The sequence below is a fragment of the Pseudomonas sp. B21-054 genome, assembly GCF_026016345.1.
GTDB lineage: Bacteria > Pseudomonadota > Gammaproteobacteria > Pseudomonadales > Pseudomonadaceae > Aquipseudomonas.
This window is the reverse complement of the sequence record NZ_CP087204.1, coordinates 3,253,499-3,272,742: the sequence shown is the minus strand read 5'-3', so window position 1 is coordinate 3,272,742 and position 19,244 is coordinate 3,253,499. Positions and strand designations below refer to the sequence as shown.

The 19,244-nt window shown below is 58.0% G+C and carries 21 protein-coding genes; 6 read left to right on the top strand and 15 right to left on the bottom strand.

Features of this window, described 5'->3' with window-relative positions; translation table 11 throughout:
• Positions 1 to 83: 83 nt before the first annotated feature.
• The 7 genes from LOY70_RS14715 to argH all read right to left on the bottom strand — a co-directional run bounded on the left by LOY70_RS14715 (position 84) and on the right by argH (position 7,181).
• Positions 84 to 1,262, bottom strand: coding sequence for an MFS transporter (locus LOY70_RS14715; protein WP_265037766.1), 1,179 nt, complete (start codon positions 1,260 to 1,262; stop codon positions 84 to 86).
• 59 nt (positions 1,263 to 1,321) lie between these two features.
• Positions 1,322 to 2,209: a polysaccharide deacetylase family protein gene (locus LOY70_RS14710; RefSeq protein WP_265037764.1), complete on the bottom strand. Its 888-nt coding sequence runs from the start codon at positions 2,207 to 2,209 to the stop codon at positions 1,322 to 1,324.
• Positions 2,202 to 3,050, bottom strand: a complete 849-nt coding sequence (locus LOY70_RS14705) for a polysaccharide deacetylase family protein (protein ID WP_265037762.1) — start codon at positions 3,048 to 3,050, stop codon at positions 2,202 to 2,204. The genes LOY70_RS14710 and LOY70_RS14705 overlap by 8 nt, the downstream gene beginning before the upstream one ends.
• Positions 3,051 to 3,168: 118 nt before the next feature.
• Complete coding sequence (locus LOY70_RS14700; RefSeq protein ID WP_265037760.1) at positions 3,169 to 3,993, bottom strand: ABC transporter substrate-binding protein; 825 nt, start codon at positions 3,991 to 3,993, stop codon at positions 3,169 to 3,171.
• Between the two features lie 38 nt (positions 3,994 to 4,031).
• The gene (locus tag LOY70_RS14695) at positions 4,032 to 4,796 is read right to left on the bottom strand and encodes an amino acid ABC transporter ATP-binding protein (RefSeq protein WP_265037758.1); all 765 of its coding nucleotides are present in this window, start codon (positions 4,794 to 4,796) and stop codon (positions 4,032 to 4,034) included.
• A 10-nt stretch (positions 4,797 to 4,806) separates the two neighbouring features.
• The gene (locus LOY70_RS14690) at positions 4,807 to 5,685 is read right to left on the bottom strand and encodes an amino acid ABC transporter permease (RefSeq protein WP_265037756.1); all 879 of its coding nucleotides are present in this window, start codon (positions 5,683 to 5,685) and stop codon (positions 4,807 to 4,809) included.
• A gap of 68 nt (positions 5,686 to 5,753) precedes the next feature.
• Complete coding sequence (gene argH, locus LOY70_RS14685; protein ID WP_265037755.1) at positions 5,754 to 7,181, bottom strand: argininosuccinate lyase; 1,428 nt, start codon at positions 7,179 to 7,181, stop codon at positions 5,754 to 5,756.
• Between the two features lie 316 nt (positions 7,182 to 7,497).
• Here argH and LOY70_RS14680 point away from each other — a divergent pair, with 316 nt between their 5' ends.
• Positions 7,498 to 8,463: a LysR family transcriptional regulator gene (locus LOY70_RS14680; protein WP_265037753.1), complete on the top strand. Its 966-nt coding sequence runs from the start codon at positions 7,498 to 7,500 to the stop codon at positions 8,461 to 8,463.
• A gap of 45 nt (positions 8,464 to 8,508) precedes the next feature.
• On the opposite strand, the gene LOY70_RS14675 is transcribed toward LOY70_RS14680, so the two are convergent.
• The 3 genes from LOY70_RS14675 to LOY70_RS14665 form a co-directional block, all read right to left on the bottom strand.
• A complete protein-coding gene (locus tag LOY70_RS14675; RefSeq protein WP_265037752.1) occupies positions 8,509 to 8,916 on the bottom strand; it encodes a hypothetical protein in 408 nt (135 codons plus the stop codon).
• A gap of 82 nt (positions 8,917 to 8,998) precedes the next feature.
• Entirely contained in the window at positions 8,999 to 9,625 is a 627-nt protein-coding gene (locus LOY70_RS14670) for a hypothetical protein (RefSeq protein ID WP_265037750.1), read from the bottom strand.
• A gap of 94 nt (positions 9,626 to 9,719) precedes the next feature.
• Complete coding sequence (locus LOY70_RS14665; RefSeq protein ID WP_265037748.1) at positions 9,720 to 10,376, bottom strand: hypothetical protein; 657 nt, start codon at positions 10,374 to 10,376, stop codon at positions 9,720 to 9,722.
• 191 nt (positions 10,377 to 10,567) lie between these two features.
• Between LOY70_RS14665 and cynR the strand changes: the two genes are divergently transcribed.
• The gene (cynR, locus tag LOY70_RS14660) at positions 10,568 to 11,515 is read left to right on the top strand and encodes a transcriptional regulator CynR (protein ID WP_265037746.1); all 948 of its coding nucleotides are present in this window, start codon (positions 10,568 to 10,570) and stop codon (positions 11,513 to 11,515) included.
• Here the strand turns inward: cynR and LOY70_RS14655 are convergent.
• The 3 genes from LOY70_RS14655 to cynS form a co-directional block, all read right to left on the bottom strand.
• Positions 11,460 to 12,122: a carbonic anhydrase gene (locus tag LOY70_RS14655; protein ID WP_265037744.1), complete on the bottom strand. Its 663-nt coding sequence runs from the start codon at positions 12,120 to 12,122 to the stop codon at positions 11,460 to 11,462. The two genes, cynR and LOY70_RS14655, sit on opposite strands and share 56 nt — an antisense overlap.
• 40 nt (positions 12,123 to 12,162) lie before the next feature.
• The gene (locus tag LOY70_RS14650) at positions 12,163 to 12,411 is read right to left on the bottom strand and encodes a DUF2790 domain-containing protein (RefSeq protein ID WP_265037742.1); all 249 of its coding nucleotides are present in this window, start codon (positions 12,409 to 12,411) and stop codon (positions 12,163 to 12,165) included.
• A gap of 103 nt (positions 12,412 to 12,514) precedes the next feature.
• Positions 12,515 to 12,979 carry a cyanase gene (gene cynS / locus LOY70_RS14645; protein WP_265037740.1) on the bottom strand — a complete coding sequence of 155 codons (465 nt, stop codon included), beginning with the start codon at positions 12,977 to 12,979 and terminating at the stop codon, positions 12,515 to 12,517.
• A 304-nt stretch (positions 12,980 to 13,283) separates the two neighbouring features.
• Here cynS and LOY70_RS14640 point away from each other — a divergent pair, with 304 nt between their 5' ends.
• Positions 13,284 to 14,516 carry an HNH endonuclease gene (locus LOY70_RS14640; RefSeq protein ID WP_265037739.1) on the top strand — a complete coding sequence of 411 codons (1,233 nt, stop codon included), beginning with the start codon at positions 13,284 to 13,286 and terminating at the stop codon, positions 14,514 to 14,516.
• A gap of 369 nt (positions 14,517 to 14,885) precedes the next feature.
• Here the strand turns inward: LOY70_RS14640 and LOY70_RS14635 are convergent, their stop codons facing one another.
• Positions 14,886 to 15,083: a hypothetical protein gene (locus LOY70_RS14635; RefSeq protein ID WP_265037737.1), complete on the bottom strand. Its 198-nt coding sequence runs from the start codon at positions 15,081 to 15,083 to the stop codon at positions 14,886 to 14,888.
• Positions 15,084 to 15,190: 107 nt separating this feature from the next.
• Here LOY70_RS14635 and LOY70_RS14630 point away from each other — a divergent pair, with 107 nt between their 5' ends.
• A complete protein-coding gene (locus LOY70_RS14630) occupies positions 15,191 to 15,820 on the top strand; it encodes a LysE family translocator (protein ID WP_265037735.1) in 630 nt (209 codons plus the stop codon).
• A gap of 66 nt (positions 15,821 to 15,886) precedes the next feature.
• Here LOY70_RS14630 and LOY70_RS14625 read toward each other — a convergent pair whose 3' ends face one another.
• Positions 15,887 to 17,116 (bottom strand): OprD family porin, encoded by a 1,230-nt coding sequence (locus LOY70_RS14625; protein ID WP_265038065.1) that lies wholly within the window; start codon positions 17,114 to 17,116, stop codon positions 15,887 to 15,889.
• 266 nt (positions 17,117 to 17,382) lie between these two features.
• Between LOY70_RS14625 and LOY70_RS14620 the strand changes: the two genes are divergently transcribed.
• Positions 17,383 to 18,330, top strand: a complete 948-nt coding sequence (locus LOY70_RS14620; RefSeq protein ID WP_265037734.1) for a LysR family transcriptional regulator — start codon at positions 17,383 to 17,385, stop codon at positions 18,328 to 18,330.
• 90 nt (positions 18,331 to 18,420) lie between these two features.
• Positions 18,421 to 19,224 carry a putative hydro-lyase gene (locus tag LOY70_RS14615; RefSeq protein WP_265037733.1) on the top strand — a complete coding sequence of 268 codons (804 nt, stop codon included), beginning with the start codon at positions 18,421 to 18,423 and terminating at the stop codon, positions 19,222 to 19,224.
• Positions 19,225 to 19,244 lie beyond the last annotated feature (20 nt).

The window sequence follows — 19,244 nt, the reverse complement described above, 5'->3', positions numbered from 1 at the left end:
TTTATCAATTTCTTTAATTATGTGGCTATTCGGAACGGGAATAGCCAGCCACGATCAGCAGGGGCTCAGGGCTTGATCAACACCTATGCCTGCCCCAGCGCCACACGCCGTCCTGCAATGAAACACAGTGTCCCCCCCAGCGCCGTCAGGATGCAGAGGGCATAGAACATCGTGGGTGCGGGGGTGTGTATGAGCAGGAAACCGCAGATCACCGGGCTCAACGCGCCGCCGAGTGCCGCGAGGTTTTGCGCGCCGTAGTAGCTGCCGCGCAGGTCTTCCGGGGCCAGGGTATCGATGAACAGGAACTCCGCGGGGTAGATGATCATTTCACCCAGGGTGAAAATGAACATCGCCACGCACCAGCCCAACAGGCCGTTGGCCAAGCTGAAACCAACCAACCCCAGGATGAACAGCGTGGTGCCGCCGGCAATCCAGTAGCGCAACTGTTCACGTTTGAGGAAGCGGCCGATCTGGTATTGCAGCAGGATCACGCTGATGGCATTGCAGGCGAGGAGGGCGGCCAAGGTTTGCAGGGCACGCTCGGAATCATGCGTCACCAGCAGGTATTGCGACAGGTACAGCGTGAATCGTCCATGGACCACCGTGCTGAACAGGCAGCCGCAGGTGAACATGATCAGGGTGCGGTCGTTCTTGAGGGTGGTCAGGGTCTTCAGGAAACTCGATGGCTGGCCTATGACAGGGACCCGGGCGGCGTCTTTGGGGATGGCACTCATCAGGAAAATGCTCAAGAACGCGATGCCGCCTGCGATGAGAAAGGGCGCCGTCGGGTAGACCCCGGCGATCAGCACGCCAAGCATCGGGCCAGTGGCGTAGCCGATGTTAGTCAAGGTGTAGCGCAGGGAAAACGCCTTGGCCCGTTGACCCACCGGCAGTTGCTCGCTGAGGATGGCCTTGGAACCGATCAGGAACAACGCCGAGGCGGTTTCAGTGACGATCAGGATCGCGGTGGTCAGGTAGAGGTTTTCGGCGAAGGTCAGCAGGACGAAGCCGATGGCGCTGGAGAGCATCGCCAGGATCAGCAGTTGGCGCTTGTCCAGTCGGTCGATGACATAGCCGCCGTATAGCGCCAGCAGTGTCGCGATGAAAACGGCGATGCCCAGCAGCAGACCGACATCCTGTTGGTTGAGGCCGAGCTTGTTGCTCAGGAACAGCGTCAGCAGAGGACTGGTGATGGCGCGGCTGACCACAATGGTCAGCGAGCAGATCATCAATCGGCGGATCACGAGGGAGTAGGTGGCCACGTGGGGCAAATGTCCTTATTCAGATTCTGTAGCGCTTGAGGGCGGACGCTTTTTGGTGGTCATGCGCCGTGACTCCGATAATGGCGCTCATACACCGCCGCAGGATGGTCATCCGACACGGCAACCGCCGAAGCCGCCCACCACTGCGCGACATCACCCGCCGTGGCGAGCCAGACGTCCGAATGCCGCCGGATGTCTTCCAGCAACTCTCGCAGCAGACCGATACGCCCCGGCGTGGCGATGATCTCCGGGTGCAACCGCAGCACATAGCAGAGGCCAAATCGGTGGAACCCGGCGAAGTCCATCTGCAGGTTGCCCAGGGTGTGTGCGTAGGAGGCGATCCGCGACTGTCCCGGCGGTACCGCGGGGCTGAGGTTAAAGGCAAAGTAGGGTTCGTCTTCGAGTTCGTAGTGCAGGGGCAATTCGATCACGCCGGGCGCTGTCGGGTGTGCGAACGGCAGGTCATCGCCACGCCATGACGAAGACCAGCGTATGCCCTGATCGTGCAGCGCCTGGACGAATCCCGGCGCGCCATTGCCGGCAGGAATCCGGAAACCTGCCGGACGCGTGCCGGTGAGTTCGGCCAGGGCTTCGCAGCCCCTGGCGATGTCGGCGCGTTGCTCGGCGAGCGTCAGGTGGTCGTAATCCTGATGGCGATAACCAGCGCAGGCGATCTCGTGTCCGCCGGCCTGGATCGCCCGGATGTGTCCGGGATTTTCTTCACCGACGATGCCGGGAACGCACCAGGTACTGGGAGTCCCAAGCTCGGCAAACAGATCGAGCAGTCGTTCGACACCCCGTTGACTGCCGTAGCGCCAGACCGACAAGGTCTTGTCCCGTCCGGCCACTTCCGGCGCCTGGGTGAGGATGCCGTGGATATCGTTGTAGTCGACAGTCACGACCACCGCGCAACGATAGCCTTCGGGCCAGAGGCGAGTATCAGCCATGGTGATGCTCCTTGAGCCACCAATGGGCGACGTCGCGGCACGTGGCGAACCACACGTCATCACGCTGGCGCATGTGTTCGAAAAGTTTTTCCAGCAACAGGATGCGGCCTGGTTTGCCAGTGATCTTGGGGTGGAACAGGGTGGTCAGGCACAGGCCTTCGTTCATGGCACCGTCGTATTCGCGGCACCAGTTGTCCAGCGTCAATTCGTAGCTGGCGGTACGGTCCAGCCCCGAAGGGAAGTCCGGGTTGCGTGTGTACGCGAGGGAGGCGTAGTCGTCCATTTCCCAGCGGCCGGGGATTTCCACCAGGGGCGTGTCCAGGCCTGGGACGTTGACCAGATAGGGACGGTCGTCGCCTCGCATGCTACTGGAATAGATCACCCCGGCCTCAGCCAGCATGGCCGGGGTCTCGGCGCGCCAGTCGCCGGACGGTGTGCGAAAGCCTTCGGCGGTGATATTCAGGTGCTTGCTGAACACCTCGCGAGACTGGCTCATCACGGCCTTCTGCTCGTCTAGCGTCAAGGCATAAAAGGATTCGTGCTTGTAGCCGTGGTACGCCACCTCATGCCCGCGCTCGACAATTGCCTGGCATTGCCTGGGCCAGTTTTCCACAACCCAGGCCGGAATGAAGAACGTCGTCGGGATCTGGAAGGCATCGAGCAAGTCCAGAAGGCGCGGTAGCGCGCGATAGGGGCCATAGCCACCGAAGCCGAAGTACTCGGGCTTGTGCCAGATCGAGCCGTTGAGCATCGCATCGCCAGTCGGGCCATCAAGGTCGAAGGCCAGGGCCAGGCAGGCTTTATGACCGTCGGGCCAGGTGGGTTGAGACAAGGAGGACATCGTCGCGCTCCAACAATTGATGTATAGCCACTGCCCATCGGATGGGGGGGAGCGAGCCTGCACGCAACGGCATCGTTTGGCAGGCAAGCCCGCTCCCTGGCCAGGTTCCAGCGGCCGGTTACTTGCCGGCGTTGATGGTCACCGTCTTGATCGCACCCAGTTCCAATTCCCACTTCTTCAAGATAGCCAGGTAGCTGCCGTCATCGATCATGCTTTGCAACGCGACCTTGACCGCCTCGCTCAGCTCGGGCTTTTTCTTGCTCACCCCCAGGCCGGTAAGCTGCACGGTAATCGGCTGGCCGACTGTCTTGTACATGTCCTTTTCCTGGGTCTTGAGATAGGACAAGGTCTCGCTGCCCTGCATCGCAGCGTCGATACGGCTCTGCCGCAGTTGCGCACGGGCGTCCGCCGAGCCTTCGGTGCCGATCACCACGATGGCCGGTTTGCCGCTCGCTTCACAGTTGGCCTTGCTGAACTCGGCGATCTCCGCCGGGAAGGTGGTACGGCGACTGGTGCCGACTTTCCTGCCGCACAGGTCGGTGGCTTCGTTGATGTCCTTGTTTTTCTGCAGGGTGTAGAACTGCGGGCCGCTGGTGAAGTAATCGATGAAGGTCACACTGGCCTGACGCTCGGCAGTGTCAGTCATGCCCGACAGCACCATGTCCACGCGGTCGGTGGTCAGCGCGTTGATCATCTGTTCGAAGCCGGTTTCCTGCCACTTGATCTTCACGCCCAGACGCTCGGCCAGGGCATTGCCAAGGTCATAATCCAGGCCGGTGAGGGTGTTGGTGGCCGGGTCCTTGAAATCCATCGGCGGGTAGTTCGGCATGATCGCGACGACGATCTCGCCCTTGTCCTTGATGCTCGCGGGCAACTGGGCGGCGAAACTGACGCTGGAAGCCATCAGGCCGGCGAGTACTGCTGGAATTACGAAGTTCTTCATGGTCGTTCTCTTATGGATGTTGTGACGCCAAGTGGCGTTTAGGTTCGAACGGCAGAAATGAAGCTTTGAGTGCGTGGGTTTTGTGGACTTATTAGTATTTCTTCGGGGCTTCCAGCCTCCACGATCTGCCCGCCATCCATGAACACCATGCGGTTGGATACCTCGCGAGCGAAGCCCAGTTCATGGGTGACGACGATCATGGTCATGCCGGTCTGCGCCAGATCGCGCATCACCGACAGCACCTCACCGACCAGTTCCGGGTCGAGTGCCGAAGTGGGTTCATCGAACAGCATCAGCTTGGGTCGCATCGCCAGGGCGCGGGCAATCGCCACCCGTTGCTGCTGGCCGCCCGACAGCTCGATCGGGTAGCTGTTGCGTTTGTCGGCCAGGCCGACCCGGGCCAGCAATTCCAGCGCTTCCTCGTGCGCCTCCTTGGGCGAACGCTTGAGCACCTGACAGGGGCCTTCGATGATGTTTTGCAGCACAGTCATGTGCGGGAAAAGATTGAAGCGCTGGAACACCATGCCGGTGGCCAGGCGTTGCCGGGCGATTTGCGACTCGTTGAGCTCATGGAGCTTGTTGCCGACAATGCGGTAGCCCACCAGCTCGCCGTCGACCCAGAGCCCGCCCTTGTCGATTTTTTCCAGCTGGTTGACGCAGCGCAGCAAGGTGCTCTTGCCCGAGCCGGACGGGCCGATGATGCACAGGACTTCGCCTTGCTCGACTTCGATGTCGATGTCCTTGAGCGCGTGGAACTGGTCGTAATACTTGTTCAGGCTCACGGCCTTGACGATGCTTCTCATGTCGCTTCCCTCAAGAACGCTTGCCGGCACCGCGGGCGAAACGACGCTCCAGGCGGCTTTGACCAAAGGACAGGACCGTGACCGTGGCCAGGTACCAGATACCCGCGACGATCAGCAACTCCATGACCCGAGCGTTGGCGTAATAGATGTTCTGGGCGTTGTAGAGCAGCTCCGAGTACTGGATGACGCTCGCCAGGGACGTCATTTTCACCATGCCGATGAATTCGTTTCCCACCGGCGGAATGATGATCCGCATGGCCTGCGGCAGGATGATCCGGCGCAACGCTTGCAGGCGCGGCATGCCGATGGACTTGGCCGCTTCGTACTGGCCGGTGTCCACGGACAACAGGCCGGCGCGCACCACTTCGGCGGTATAGGCGCCTTGGTTGATGCTCAAGCCGAGCAGCGCGGCCACGAACGGGGTCATCAGGCTCACGGTGTCCATTTCGAACAGGCCGGGGATGCCAATGGTTGGGAAAATCAGCGCCAGGTTGAACCACAACAGCAATTGCAGGATCAGCGGCGTGCCGCGGAACAGCCAGGTGTAGGTCAACGCCACGTAGCGCAGGATCGGGTTGGCCGACATGCGCATGATCGCGGTGATCACCCCGAACACAATCCCCAGGGCCATCGCCAGCACCGCCATGACGATGGTGTTTAACAAGCCCCACAGAATGGCTTGGGACGTGAGGAATTGGCCGATGTACGACCATTCGATCTTGCCTTCAGCGAAGGCCCGCACCAGGCCCAGCAGGGCGATGACGATCACGGAGGCGAAGAAGATCCGCCCGTAATAGCGCCGAGGGACGTGTTGGTACTGGGTGATATCGAACTGGTTTTCCGCCCGTTTGCGTTCCGCCTGGAGTTGTTCTGCCTGAGTCTGGCTCATGTTGGTGCTCCTTAAACTGGTCTTTGCGGTGAGGCACGATCGCTGTGGGAGAACGCTCCCACTTGGGATCAGAGGCGGAAACCCTGATAGTCCTCGGTCCACGCTTGCTGCGCGGCGAGGGCGGTCTTCAAACGGTCGATCTGCTCACGCACTTGCTGCGGCGCGGTACCGCCCCGGCCACTGCGGGCAGCAATGGCTGCTTCCAGGGTCAGGCAGTCGCGCACCTCTGGCGTCAGGCGCGGATCGATCTCGGCCAGCAGTGCCGGGGACGCATCCCATAACTCAATGTCGTGTTTCTCACACGCCTGGACCAGCGCACCGGTGATTTCGTGGGCTTGCTTGAAGGGCACTCCGCGCATGGCCAGCCAATCGGCGACTTCGGTGGCCAGGGTGAAGCCCAGGGGCGCCTGGCGCCGCAGTTCGTCAATGTTGACCTGCATGGTCGCAACCATCCCGGCCATGGCCGGCAACACCAACAGAAGCGTGTCGACGCTGTCGAGTACGCCGTGCTTGTCTTCGCTCAAGTCGCGGTTGTAGGACAGCGGCAGGGATTTGAGGGTGGACAGCAGGCCGGTCAGGTTGCCAATCAAGCGACCCGCCTTGCCCCGGGCCAGTTCGGCAATGTCTGGATTCTTTTTCTGCGGCATGATCGAGCTGCCCGTGGCGTAGGCATCGTCCAGGGTGACCCAGCGAAATTGCCGGGACGACCACAGGCAGAACTCTTCAGCCAGGCGGGAAATGTTGATACCGAGCATGCTGGCGATGAACAGGAATTCCGCGACGTGGTCCCGGCTGGCCACGGCGTCAATGGAGTTTTCGCAAACACCGCTGTAGCCCATTTCCCTGGCCGATTGCTCGGGTAGGCGAGCAATGGCGGAACCGGCCATGGCCGCCGCGCCTAGCGGCGACAGCGAGGTGCGCGCATCCCAATCAACCAGCCGTTGCACGTCGCGCAGCATCGCTTGGGCGTGGGCCAGCAAGTGATGAGCGAAGACAATCGGCTGCGCCTGCTGCAGGTGAGTGAAGCCGGGGCAGATACTGCCGACATGTTGTTCGGCCTGGGCCACCAGCGCCTGTTGCAAGGCCAGCACTTCGACGGCCAGGGTGCGGACGTGATCGCGCAGGAACAGGCGCAGGTCGTTGGCGGTCTGGTCGTTGCGCGAGCGGCCGGCACGCAGCTTGCCGCCCAAGGCGCCGAGGCGCTCGGTCAGCAGGCGCTCAATGAACGTATGGACATCTTCGTCATCCAGGGTCGGGGCGATGCTACCGGCGCGGAAGTCGGTGCCGATCTGGTCCAGGGCGGCAAGCATGGCCTGGGTTTCTTCTGCGCTCAGCAGACCGGCGCGTTGCAGCTCCCCGGCATGGGCCTTGGACCCGGCGAGGTCGTAGGGGGTAAGGCGAAAATAGGGTAAGGGGCAACGCGACAGGGCCGCCAGTGCATCAGATGGGCCGCTCTTGAAACGCGCACCCCAGAGACGGTCAGTGGTTTGGGACATTGATGTTTTCCTCATCGGTAAAGCGAACTTGAAGCGTTCTGCCTGGCCCGGAACATTCGCCTTGGACGATGGAAACCCTCCAGGCGTGGCTCGGCTTAATTGTTCATCGAGGGCAGGGGACAAGCGCAGTGACGAAGCGGAAAGGGCTGATCAAGTTGTCAGCTTTTAATGGCGAAAAATCAGTAACTTGGCCTTTGGATAGGAAAATTATTAGCGGTTGCCAAGCTTGGTTTTCTGTGGTCATTATTATTAGCCAGCGTTGTTTTTGTTGTTGGACAGAGAGTGTTGAATAAGGCGCCAGAGGTAAATAAGCATTATGGAAACCCCACTTTCCAATTCCGGAAACCCTGCGCCTAAACCGCCGCATCGTGCGCCGTTGGCGCTCAGCGGGCTGGACTTCAAACTGCTCAAAGTATTCAAGGCCGTGGTCGAGGCGGGCGGTTTCAGCGCCGCCCAAAATGAACTCAACGTGGGTCTGGCAGCGATCAGCAAACAAATCTCTGACCTTGAGATTCGCATTGGCATGCGCCTGTGTACCCGAGGCCGGGAGGGCTTTCACCTGACCGAAGAAGGCAAGTTGGTGTATCAGGCCTCGATCGATCTTTTTGCCTCTGTCGATAACTTTCGGGATCGGCTTAGTTCAGCGCAGAACGAACTTGTCGGCGACTTGGCCGTAGGGGTGATTGACAATACGATAACCGACCCTCATTCGCCGCTAGTTGCAGCGCTTAAAAAGATCAACGAAGAGTCTCCAAAAGTAAGACTGCAACTTCAAGCGGCCCAGCTGGATGAAGTGGAGAGGGGGGTTGTAGAAGGTCGTTTAATTGCCGGCATCGTGCCGGTTTATCAGCAGCGCGAAGAGTTCGACTACTATGCCTTGTACGAAGAGCGCTCACTGGTTTATTGCGCGCTGGGACACCCGTTATTTGCGGTGCCCGACGTACAGATCAATAGCCAGGTACTCAAGGAACATGAGTGCGTCAACCACCGCTACGCAATCCACCGTGACAAATTGAATTTTGCCCGTTACGACGGTTTTTCCGCCTCGGCGACCCAAGTGGAGGCCGTCGCATTATTGGTCAAGACTGGCCGTTTCGTGGGCTTTCTCCCGCAACATTACGCAGCTGGCCTGGTCGAGCAAGGGCAATTGCGAGCGATACGTCCGGACCTGTTCAATATCATTACGCCTTTCAGCCTGATCCTGCGGCATAACACCGTCCGCAGTCCCCTGGTCAAGGCGTTTGCCCAGGCACTGGGTGTAGATCTGAAGGCGCCGCGGTGATGTTTGTCGTGTTCGATGTATAACGGGTTTACGCCGCCGTAATCATTACGGGGCCTCAAAATTCTCATAAGCCAGGGCGATCGAATCGTTCTTCGGGTAGCTGACATACACCATCTCCCCGTAGTTGCTGGCGACCAACACGTAGGGCCACTTACCGTTTGCCTTTCGCAGTTGCTCATACAAGGGTAGGAAGAAGTCTTTAGTCTGACCCTGAGGGTCGTAGGGAACTTCGCCCTGGAAGATTGGATAGCGTCCCTGATTACAAAGCTGCACGCGCTCCAGCTTGATGCCGTTTTTCTCCAATACGGTGCGGGCCGGGTGCTGCCAGGTGGCGAGATCGACATCCTGGCAGTCGGTAGTTTTTTGGGTGTAGAGCTCGGTGTCCTGGAGGGCAGGGTACGCCATGGCCTGGCTGGCCAGGAGCGATAAAGCCAGGGACAGAAGACGCAACATGGTGGTGATCCGAATAAGGGGGAGGTGGATTGTAAGAGGTTTCGTCGAATCAGAAAAAGACAACTGGCTGTTGCCGGGGTTATCAATCACCCCCCCAGTCCAAGGCCTGCACCCGCTCGCCGATTAAACCCTTCAACCATGTCGCGTGGAATTCCATCTCCTCGACCGGCATTTCAAAGCCCAGAAAACACCGTAAGGGTTCATCTGTCGGTCCCCTGAAACCCACCCGATAATGCCCGTAGCGGCCGTAAAAGGAGGTCACGAAGGGGGTTATCCAAAGGATATCGCTGAATGGCACCTGCACTTCGACAGGTTCCTTGTTACGACGCGTCTGGGTAAAGGTGAGTTGCTGCCGGGACTCGTCGAAGTTGAAGGTCATCACCGGTACCTCGCCAACCGGCAAGCCGATTATGACGCCACTCAACAAAATAACGACGAACAACACCGCCAGATAAGGTGTTTCAGTAACGCTTTGCAGGTAGTTCGCCATGAACCCCCCGGTTGTCTCACTCAGGACCCCCGGCAGCGCCCCGATTGCCCAGACCGCCAAAATAAAAAGGGACGTAAAGAGAAAAACCAAGGCCAGGTTTTCCGCTGGTGGCGGTTCTTTATCGTAGTGCCAGTACGGTGGATGCGCGGGTGTCGCGCTGCCACTGGCGGGTGGAGCGGCTACGCCTGGTTGCACTTGAGTTTCCTGTTCAGGGCTCATGCGCCATGCTCTGAGAAAGACGTTGCAGAGAGTATCCGGCTTCGAATACGCGAATACAGGTTCATGCTTGAATCAACGTCTTCATACATCGCCATCACGTATCCAGCCAGCAAATATCGCTCATCCGCTCGCCGATCAACCCCTTCAACCAAGCAATGTGAAACTCCATTTCCGCGACCGGGAAATCCCGGCCCAAGTGGCACTTCAAAAACTTACCCTTGGGTCCGACAAAGCCGATCTGAAAATGTCCGGAACGACCGTAACTGGACAGGACGTAAGCCGATATCCAAAGGATATCGCTGAAAGGTACCTGCCTTTCGATGGCTTTTCCCAGTCGGCGTGTCTGGGTAAAAGTAAGTTGCTGCCTGGCTTCGTCGAAACTGAAGGCGGTCACTGCAGAACTGGAAATGCCAAAGCTCAGCATGCCCGCCGCCATCAATGCCGTACCGATCAGAGGAACGAAAAAGGTAGGTTCTGTGAAGGTTTGTGCGTAAGTAAGCGGTAACCCCTTGACTGCCTCTACCAGGGTAATCAGCAGTAGTGCAATCCCATAAAAAGGCAGGGTGAACAGCAGCACGACGAGAAAGCCAAAGCTACCGGCGAGAAAAGCGAAGGTGCCCCGCGGGTAAACACCCGAACTGTGCAGCTCATCGACGTGATGCCAGAACGGCGGATGCGCGAGCGTGGCGCTGGCCATTGCGGTAGGGGGGGACTCGATCAGGCGTACCGGATGTTTTTGTTTGCGCTTCATGCGTCAGGGTCTGGCGGAGGTGTGCGGAAGTTTTCCGCGATCGTGTGCGCGACTATATAGGATCACGCGGGATTGCGGGCGAGTACCAAGTGGTATTGCTGGGGTATGAAGTCATCTTGTGCGGTTGCTCGATAGCATCCAATACCGATATACATTGCATCGCATAAGCAGGGCCTATAGAGAGAGACTCCATGCTGCTACGACACTTGCGCTATTTGTTGGCCGTTGCCGACCACAGCGGTTTCACCCGCGCCGCCGAGGCGCTGCACGTTTCGCAACCGACCTTGTCGCAACAGATCCGGCAGTTGGAAGAGATGCTCGGCATTGTGTTGTTCGACCGGACCTCGCGCACGGTAAAACCTACCGATGCGGGTCAGGCCTACATTGAGTGTGCTCGTCGCGTGTTGGTGGAGCTGGAGGCTGGCAAGCGGGCGATACACGATGTAAAGGACTTGTCCCGCGGCACCCTGCGCCTGGCGATGACTCCGACGTTCATGGCGTACCTGGTCGGACCGTTGATGCGTGACTACAGGGCGCTTTATCCCAACATTCATCTGGAGATATTTGAACTCTCCATGGGTGATATCGAAACCGGCCTGGCGGAAGATTCATTGGATATCGCCATTGCATTTGACGATGTAAGAAATGCCGACATCGAAACGATCCCGGCTTTCATTGAAACCCTTGGATTGGTCGTGGGGCGCAATCATCCGTTATACGAATGCAAGGAACCGTTGACCGCCGAGCAGCTCGCTCAACTAGACTTCGCGTTGCTGACTCCCGACTTCGCCACCCGTATTTGTATTGGTGAGTACTTCAAAAAGGCAAAAATCACACCCAAGGTGGTGGTCGAGGTTAATTCGGTCAACACCTTACTGGAAGTCATAGGGCACACGGCAATCGCCACTATTCTTCCGGAAGCCATCGCTACCCAGGACCGGGCACTGCGCAAGGTCGCCCTGGTAGACAAGGGGCCTCGCCGCGGAGCCACCTTGTTGCGTCGTAAAAACAACTATCACAGTGCGGCGTCAGTTGCCTTCATGGACTTGATGCTGGGAGTGAGTTCTCCTGAACAGGGGGTGATCATGCAACGGCCTCTGCCGGGCGGGCATGAACGGCGACGGTGTTCGGATGCTTGACCAGTGACTTGAAGGTCTTGTTGTCGGCGTCCAAGGCGTCGATCGAACCGGTGCCGATGTCGTAGATCCAACCATGCAGATTCACCCGGCCTTTTTCCTGAGCCAGGCGCACGCTCGGGTGGGTCTGAAGGTTAGCCAGCTGGGCGATGACATTTTCACGCACCATGGAACTGACTTTGGCGGTTTCACTGGCGTGAGAGCGCGATTCGTTGATGACTTTCGCCGACTCGGAATGTTGCAACCAACCGGCGACCGCGGGTAGGTGATCCATGCACGTACACTTGGCGACCGCAGTCATGGCGCCACAGTCCGAATGACCGCAAATCACGATATCGGTCACGCCCAAGACGGCGACGGCATATTCGACAGTGGCCGAGACGCCGCCGGGATGCGGGCTGTAGGAGGGCACGATGTTGCCGGCATTACGAATCACGAACAGTTCGCCAGGCTCTTGCTGAGTCAACAGTTCCGGTACAACTCGGCTGTCGGAACAGGTGATGAACAACGTGCCTGGATTTTGCGTCGTTGCCAGGTGTTTGAACAGGTCAGTCCGTTGTGGGAACGTTTCTTTTTGAAACCTCAGTAAACCTTCAATGAGCGCTTTCATAGTGCATACCTTAATTGCTTATCAGTTGATCGAGTATTGATCAGTTGGTGCAACCGCTACCGATTACGCTGTATTCGAGAACATGCGTGCTCCCGTGAGAATCGCGATACGTCATTTGTATTGGAGTCGGACCGCAGACATCCGCCGCCGGGCTGATGTTAACGACCTTGGCGATATCCAAGTGCATGCCGTAGGTATAAGGAACGGCCTCGGGTACAACTACCGTTTCCTGGGCATACGCTGACAGCGAAGCGGTCAAAGACAGGGCGAGGAACAGAATTTTTTTCATGACGATGCTTCCATTTGAATTAGGTGATTAAGAGAAACGGTTTTAAATTTTTTGAATCAGGCCCGGTAGAACAGTGGGCCGAATGACCTGTGCAATTGCATCCCTAGAAAGGACGCAGCGGCAGGAATTTACCGTCGAGGGTAATCACTGCACGGTGGCCACCTTCAGGGTCTTCAACTTTCTTCATGTCCAGCTTGAAGTTGATCGCGCTGATGATGCCGTCGCCGAACTGTTCGTGAACCAGTGCCTTCAGGGTGGTGCCGTAGATCTGGATCATTTCGTAGAAGCGGTAGATGGTCGGATCAGTCGGGACGCCCGAGAGGCTGCCGCGCAGCGGGATAATTTGCAGGCGAGCTACCGAATCAGCATCCAGGTCGAGTTTTTCGCCGATTACCTTGGCCGCCGCTTCAGGCAGTGGATGCTGACCAAGCAGGGCTGCGGTGACGTAGGCCAGGCCCAGGCCGGTGCCTTGAGCCATGTCTTCGAAAGACAGGTTTTTGCGGGCTTTGGCATCGAGGATCTTGGCGGTCAGTTCTAGGCTGGTGTCGTTGTAAGCGTGGGACTGCATGATGTGTTCTCCTATCGGGTTTGCCGGGTTGGTATTGCTTGGGTGTTAAGCAATCTTCTGCCGATTGATCGATAGCGTCCAAGACCGATATGCAATCCGTTGTATAAGCCCTGCCTATAGATGTATGTGGAGGAGGGGCCATGAATGGCGATTACTCGGAAGCGCTGCTGCTGTGTGCGACAAGCCGCCGGGGAGAAGGAGATGTTCAGAATTTGATGGCGATATGGGCCGCATTGTAATAGCTTCGCCCGGCTGATTTTTGAGCATTGATGGCATCAGTTGACGGCATATGGAGCAGTAGCCAATGGATTACCACATCTTTAACATCGGCTCCCCTTACATCAATGAGTGGTGGAGCGAGCTGCGGCAGCGGGGAGTTATCACCGCTGGTTATTTCGGTGATCCCGGAGATCGAGGTGACGTCATCCTGCATGACATGGCAGAAGGGGATTGGCTTATCGCCTACTGCAACAAGCGCGGTTACGTCGGCGCAGGAATTGTTTCAGACATCGGCAGTTACGTCTTGTACGACGAGGATGTGCCTGGGTCTCTGTCGGATCATCGTCATGAGCGGGGCGTTTCATGGCTCTATACCGTAGAGAACATCGCAAACGCTGTAACGCTCGATGAAGTTAGCCAATCGGCCCCAAGACAAACAAAGGAACGCGAGCGGAACGTTGGCGTTGCTGAGAAAATCATTGAGCTACTGAAGCGCCGTAGCACCGCAACCAAGCCAGCAAAATATTGGCGCGTACTGTCCGCGGTTCAGGCTGTTGGCCGACCGTGCTCCATCCGGGAAATTCAGACCTGGTTGTCGCAGCATCATCCGGATGAGTTCAACGGTGATGCCCGTGAGAATGCGACGTTGTTGACCGTCAATGACGTCAACCGGCGCCATTATGATCGATACCGTAAAAGCTTCAGAACCGATGGCGGCCATGCGATGGACGCGCTCTTTCGAGAAGGCTCCAGGCGCAACGTAACCTATCAGCTGTATCGACCCATTGTGCATGGGATCTGGGATATCGAGCGCGAGGTGGGCGGACGTTTCAGGGTGGTGCAAATCGAATCAACTGACTTCGAGCAGGCGCTTGCTGAAGCGCACAAGCAGTTGACAGACGAAGCGCTCAATCCCATAGAATCTGAGGAGGATGGGCGACGTCGCCAGCAAGGGGCGATAGTGATCCGTGAGGGGCAGGGCGTATTTAAAGCAGCGCTCCTTTCTGCCTATGACCGACGCTGTGCAATGACCGGCTGCGCCGTCGTCGAGATACTTGAGGCAGCCCATATCAAACCTTATCTGGGCGCCCACACCAACCGCACCGATAACGGCCTGCTGTTGCGTGCAGACATCCATACGCTGTTCGACAAAGGCCTCATATGGATCGATGAGCAACTGCATATTCAGACGTCAGAGCGATTGCAAAGTAGCGAGTACGCCTTCCTCAAAGGAAAGCCACTACGTGTTCCCACTGATGCATCAGAGCGGCCTCACCCTGATCATTTGGCTGCTCACCGCAAAGTATCTGGACGCTGAAATCGTAACTGAATCGCGCCCCTTGTCAGAGATCACTAACCTGGACGTCTTGCATTTATCCAGGACATTCAGGCTTCACGTCCGTATTGAAGTGACGGGTATCAGTCAAACCGAACAAGCCTGAAGAGTAGCTGTGGACCTGCTGGCCGACGGATATAGCACCCGAGGGTAGGCAGTGCAAAGACGAGATAAATCCATTCACCGGGCTCCAAACCGACCGGGGGTTAGTGGTAGTGGACAACAAGCATGGAGACAGTCGATAAACATCTTGTTTAACATAATATACATTACACGTAACAATATATTGCGACGCATGCCTGGTCACCCACCAGATTTGGAGCCAGGAACTGGCGCATGCAGCTCCAGCCTTCAACATCCCCAGCGCTTTTGCACCGAGCCAGTTTCACTCAAGGCTGCTTTCGGTATATCCCCGTCAACATGTCCAGGAAATCCCGACGCTGTGTTGTAGTCGATGACCGCGAAGTCTTTCGCCAGCCGTATGTGATACGGGCCATTTTTCTCGGATGCTTGCGGCGCACGTACGATGATCAGGTTTTCGGTTTCCATCGGCACGATGTGTAGAGATGACTGTTGCTATCAGATTGATTCGGACTGTACCTGACGCCCGCTCAACAGTTCGCTTACCGTCGTGGCTCATCTCTTGGAGTGCCTCCATGCCGGATACAGCCAATCTCTATCTATTCGTGGTTGCCGTCGTACTGTTGTTGATCGTTCCTGGCCCCAACATGGCTTTTGTAACCAGCCATGCGTTAGCCCACGGCTGGCGTGGAGGGCTTGCGGCGGCCCTCGGCATTTCTTTCTCGGATTTGTTGATGACGATCATGGTCAGTGCAGGCATTGGTGCGCTGGTGATGAGTTGGACACCGGCATTCGAGGTGCTTCGTCTGGCCGGCGCCTGTTATCTCCTGTGGCTCGCCTGGCAAGCGCTGAGAACACCGACAGTGACTCAGAACGCTCAGCCCCAGGTCACTTCCTTTTGGAGAATCTTCGTCCGAGGCACCCTCAACAGTCTCCTGAATCCCAAGGCACTGTTGTTCTTTATGGTATTCCTGCCGCAGTTCGTCACCGTGACGGCCGGGGACGTCGGCCTGCAGCTCATCTCCCTGGGAACGCTGCTGGCATTGATTGCGCTCCTTTTTCATACCCTGCTTGGCATATTTGCCGGACAGCTAAGGGCAAAACTGTTCAGCGGCAGGATTTCAAGGCGTCTAGGGACGTATGGTTTCGCCGGGGTCATGACTGCATTGGCAGCACGCTTGTTGTTTCTTGAGCGTCCGCTTTAACCACAAGTCCCTCCGTGCGATGGATCTGCAATAACGCCACTCACCGAGTGGCGTTATTGAAAAACCTCACCAAAGCGCAACCGTATAACTGACGATCAACCGATTCTCATCCAGATCATTCCCAAAGTTCGACCGCACCGACGCATTGCGCCATTTGACACCCACCCCCTTCAACTTTCCGTCCTGCACCACATAGGCAATGTCAGTGTTGCGCTCCCACTCCTTGCCCGCTCCCGGCGCGGCGCGTTGCACGTTATCGCCAGAAATGTAGCGGGTCATGAAGGTCAACCCCGGCACGCCCAATGCCGCAAAGTTGTAGTCATAGCGCGCTTGCCAGGAACGTTCGTCGATGTTGGCGAAGTCGCCAATCTGCACGAAGTTGACCAGGTATGGATCGCTGCGACTGATATAGGGAAACGGATCGTCGCCACTCATGCGTTGATAACCCAGGCCTAGCGCATGCCCACCGAGGCTGTAGGTAAACAGCGCGCCGAAGGCCTGGTTGTCGATATTGCGGAAGTTACCGTCTTCGGTACTGCGCGAATAGCGTACGTCGCTCTTGAGCGCTTGCCCTGCCCCCAGGGTCAGGGTGTGGACGAAGCCAAGGTAGTTTTGCTGGTAGATGTTTTCCAACGTGCCATATCGGTATTGCGCCGTGAGGTTCTGCAGGAACTGGTAGTCCGCGCCGGCGAACTGGAACTTGTCGCTGGTTCCGCCGATGCGGTTGGCCGTCATGTCCTGATAGTCGGTGGAGTCGACAAAGTTGATCTGGGTGAGTTGCCCGGCGGTCAGCTTCAAACGATCGATTTCCTGCACACTCAGCAACCCACCCTTGAAGGTTCCTGGAAGCAGGCGCGTGTCGTTGGAGCTCACCGCCGGGTCTTTGATTTGCAGCGTTCCCCACTTCAGGACGCTATTGGAGATGCGTGCCTTGGCGGTCAGGCCCAGTTCGCCATAGCGGTCTTGAGAGCCTCCGGACAAATCCGCGGGCAACAGATTGGTACCCGCCGTGCCGCCACCGGAGTCCAGCTTGAAACCGGCCATGCCCAAGGCATCCAGGCCAAAGCCCACGGTCCCGGCGGTGTATCCCGACTCTATTCGCAACAGAAAACCCTGTGCCCATTCTTCGGCCTTGTCCCGTGCTCCTTCCTGACGGAAGTCACGGTTGAAATAGAAATTGCGGGCTTCCAGGCTGCCTTTGCTGTCGGCGATGAAATCAGCCTGGGCGCTTGGCACGCCGATGAGGCTCAAGCCGAGCAAGGTACCGACCGGCGTGTAGAGCCATTGGAATGGCATGAGATGTCGCATGGCGTGCTCCTTTTATGGGCGCGAGCGACCCCACCAGGGGCGTGGCGCACGCCTTGTTATTTTTGTGTGAAGGCATTGTCGTTGGGGATACGAACGCAGTGGCCTGCGTCGTGGAGCGGATTCTTTGCGGCGAATCCGGGCAGCGTCAAACGGGAAAAAAGCGCGATCGGACATAAGAAAATTTGATGCGTCCTGTGGTCCGATCTGGAGTAACAATTGCAAACATAAGAACCACACGCGCCAAGAGAGCCGCCATGAATCTCAAATTCCTCGAAACCTTCGTCTGGGTCGCCCGGCTGCAAAGCTTCAGCCTCACCGCCGAAAAAATGTTCAGCACCCAGGCCGCGATCTCCAGCCGGATCGCTTCGTTGGAAGAGGAATTGGGCCTGCGCTTGTTTGTGCGGGATTCACGCGGGGTTTCGCTGACGCCTGAAGGCCTCAAGGTGCTCGACTACGCCGAACAGATGCTCGAAGTCCAGCGTGCGTTGAAGCAGTCACTGGACACCACCAGCCCGCAGCAAGGCCTGGTGCGTATCGGTGTGATGGACACGGTGATTCACACCTGGCTCAGTCCATTGATGTCGATGTTGATGCAGGCTTTCCCCAGCGTGGAAATCGAAATAACCGCCGACGCTGCACGCAATCTCTGCGAGCAACTGCAAAAAGGTTACCTGGATATCGTGTTCCAAACTGATCTGATCCGCCACGAAAGCGTGCGTAACCTCGAGCTCGGGCACTATCCCATGCACTGGATCGCCGCCAGCCACTCGATCTATGCCCGACCCTATGCGTCGCTGGTCGAGATGGCCAGCGAGCGTATCATCACGTTCGTCAAACACTCGCGACCTCATCAGGACGTGCTCAACCTGTTGTACGCCCATGGCGTCGGCGCGCCGCGGGTCAGTTGCGTCAACTCGGTCTCGGCCATGACCCGGCTGATACGCGACGGCTTCGGTATTGGCGCCCTGCCCGCCGCGCTGGTGGCCAAGCCCCTGGCCAGCGGCGAGTTGATCCAGCTCGACCCCGGCACTGCCCTGCCCCAGCTGCATGTCGTCGCTTCGTGGCGCGCCGGCGTGGGCCTGGAGCTGATCGAGCGCATCGTCCAGATGAGTCGCCAGGTGGTGGGCCAATATGCCCTCGACGTCGGGCCGCAACGCATGGTGGCGGTCCCCGGCCTGAACAGCCAGCCGCCGTTGGAATAACTTTTAGTTGTGGGGGGTACCAATATTCCTTGTTGGACGGCATTGCCACGCTTCTCTAAAAAAGGCCTACGAACCTTTGGAGATGTCGTGATGAGTCAACCTGTCCTGTCCTTCGAGCACCTGCAGCAGTGCGCCCCGCTCGCCCTGCGCCAACACATTGCTGCCGGCCAGTATCAGGGGCATACCAGTGGTCTGGGCCAAGGTCGGGTGCAAGCCAATATCGTGATTCTGCCCAGCGACTGGGCCAACGAATTCCTGCGCTATTGCACCCTCAACCGCCAGGCGTGCCCGTTGCTGGACGTGACCGAGCCTGGGGATCCGTTTTTCCGTAACTTGGGCTCCCCTATCGATATCCGTCATGAGGTGCCTCAATACCGGGTCTATCGTCACGGTGAGTTGAGCGAGGAGCCGCAGGACATCGAACACTTGTGGCAAGACGACCTGGTGGCTTTCGCCCTTGGCTGCTCGTTCTCCTTTGAACAACCCCTTCTGGAAGCCGGCATTCGGCTCAGGCACATTGACCTGGGGCGCAACGTTGCGATGTTCCGAACCAACATCGACACACGCCCCACCGCTCGGCTGTCTGGCAAAATGGTGGTGACCATGCGGCCAATGAAAGCTGCCGCCGCAATCCAGGCGATCCAGATCACCGGCCGCATGCCCAACGTCCATGGCGCCCCGGTCCATATCGGCGATCCGTCGCTGATTGGCATCCAGTCCCTGGACAAGCCGGATTACGGCGACGCCGTGCCCGTCGAAGCGGACGAAATCCCGGTGTTCTGGGCCTGCGGAGTGACGCCTCAATCGGTGGTCCAGGCCTCGCGCCCACCGCTGTGCATCACCCACGCCCCGGGTTGCATGCTGGTGACGGATTTATGGAACAGTGATTTGTAAGCCTCGGACGAGGCGCGCTC

What these genes read in the sequence shown, in the direction of transcription:
- LOY70_RS14710 (WP_265037764.1), bottom strand. Translation starts at nt 2,209, where the DNA reads ATGGCTGATACTCGCCTCTGGCCCGAAGGCTATCGTTGCGCGGTGGTC.
- argH (WP_265037755.1), bottom strand. Translation starts at nt 7,181, where the DNA reads ATGTCCCAAACCACTGACCGTCTCTGGGGTGCGCGTTTCAAGAGCGGC.
- LOY70_RS14705 (WP_265037762.1), bottom strand. Translation starts at nt 3,050, where the DNA reads ATGTCCTCCTTGTCTCAACCCACCTGGCCCGACGGTCATAAAGCCTGC.
- LOY70_RS14615 (WP_265037733.1), top strand. Translation starts at nt 18,421, where the DNA reads ATGAGTCAACCTGTCCTGTCCTTCGAGCACCTGCAGCAGTGCGCCCCG.
- LOY70_RS14620 (WP_265037734.1), top strand. Translation starts at nt 17,383, where the DNA reads ATGAATCTCAAATTCCTCGAAACCTTCGTCTGGGTCGCCCGGCTGCAA.
- LOY70_RS14655 (WP_265037744.1), bottom strand. Translation starts at nt 12,122, where the DNA reads ATGAAAGCGCTCATTGAAGGTTTACTGAGGTTTCAAAAAGAAACGTTC.
- LOY70_RS14665 (WP_265037748.1), bottom strand. Translation starts at nt 10,376, where the DNA reads ATGAAGCGCAAACAAAAACATCCGGTACGCCTGATCGAGTCCCCCCCT.
- LOY70_RS14690 (WP_265037756.1), bottom strand. Translation starts at nt 5,685, where the DNA reads ATGAGCCAGACTCAGGCAGAACAACTCCAGGCGGAACGCAAACGGGCG.
- LOY70_RS14675 (WP_265037752.1), bottom strand. Translation starts at nt 8,916, where the DNA reads ATGTTGCGTCTTCTGTCCCTGGCTTTATCGCTCCTGGCCAGCCAGGCC.
- LOY70_RS14635 (WP_265037737.1), bottom strand. Translation starts at nt 15,083, where the DNA reads ATGGAAACCGAAAACCTGATCATCGTACGTGCGCCGCAAGCATCCGAG.
- LOY70_RS14630 (WP_265037735.1), top strand. Translation starts at nt 15,191, where the DNA reads ATGCCGGATACAGCCAATCTCTATCTATTCGTGGTTGCCGTCGTACTG.
- LOY70_RS14670 (WP_265037750.1), bottom strand. Translation starts at nt 9,625, where the DNA reads ATGAGCCCTGAACAGGAAACTCAAGTGCAACCAGGCGTAGCCGCTCCA.
- cynR (WP_265037746.1), top strand. Translation starts at nt 10,568, where the DNA reads ATGCTGCTACGACACTTGCGCTATTTGTTGGCCGTTGCCGACCACAGC.
- LOY70_RS14700 (WP_265037760.1), bottom strand. Translation starts at nt 3,993, where the DNA reads ATGAAGAACTTCGTAATTCCAGCAGTACTCGCCGGCCTGATGGCTTCC.
- LOY70_RS14640 (WP_265037739.1), top strand. Translation starts at nt 13,284, where the DNA reads ATGGATTACCACATCTTTAACATCGGCTCCCCTTACATCAATGAGTGG.
- cynS (WP_265037740.1), bottom strand. Translation starts at nt 12,979, where the DNA reads ATGCAGTCCCACGCTTACAACGACACCAGCCTAGAACTGACCGCCAAG.
- LOY70_RS14695 (WP_265037758.1), bottom strand. Translation starts at nt 4,796, where the DNA reads ATGAGAAGCATCGTCAAGGCCGTGAGCCTGAACAAGTATTACGACCAG.
- LOY70_RS14680 (WP_265037753.1), top strand. Translation starts at nt 7,498, where the DNA reads ATGGAAACCCCACTTTCCAATTCCGGAAACCCTGCGCCTAAACCGCCG.
- LOY70_RS14625 (WP_265038065.1), bottom strand. Translation starts at nt 17,116, where the DNA reads ATGCCATTCCAATGGCTCTACACGCCGGTCGGTACCTTGCTCGGCTTG.
- LOY70_RS14650 (WP_265037742.1), bottom strand. Translation starts at nt 12,411, where the DNA reads ATGAAAAAAATTCTGTTCCTCGCCCTGTCTTTGACCGCTTCGCTGTCA.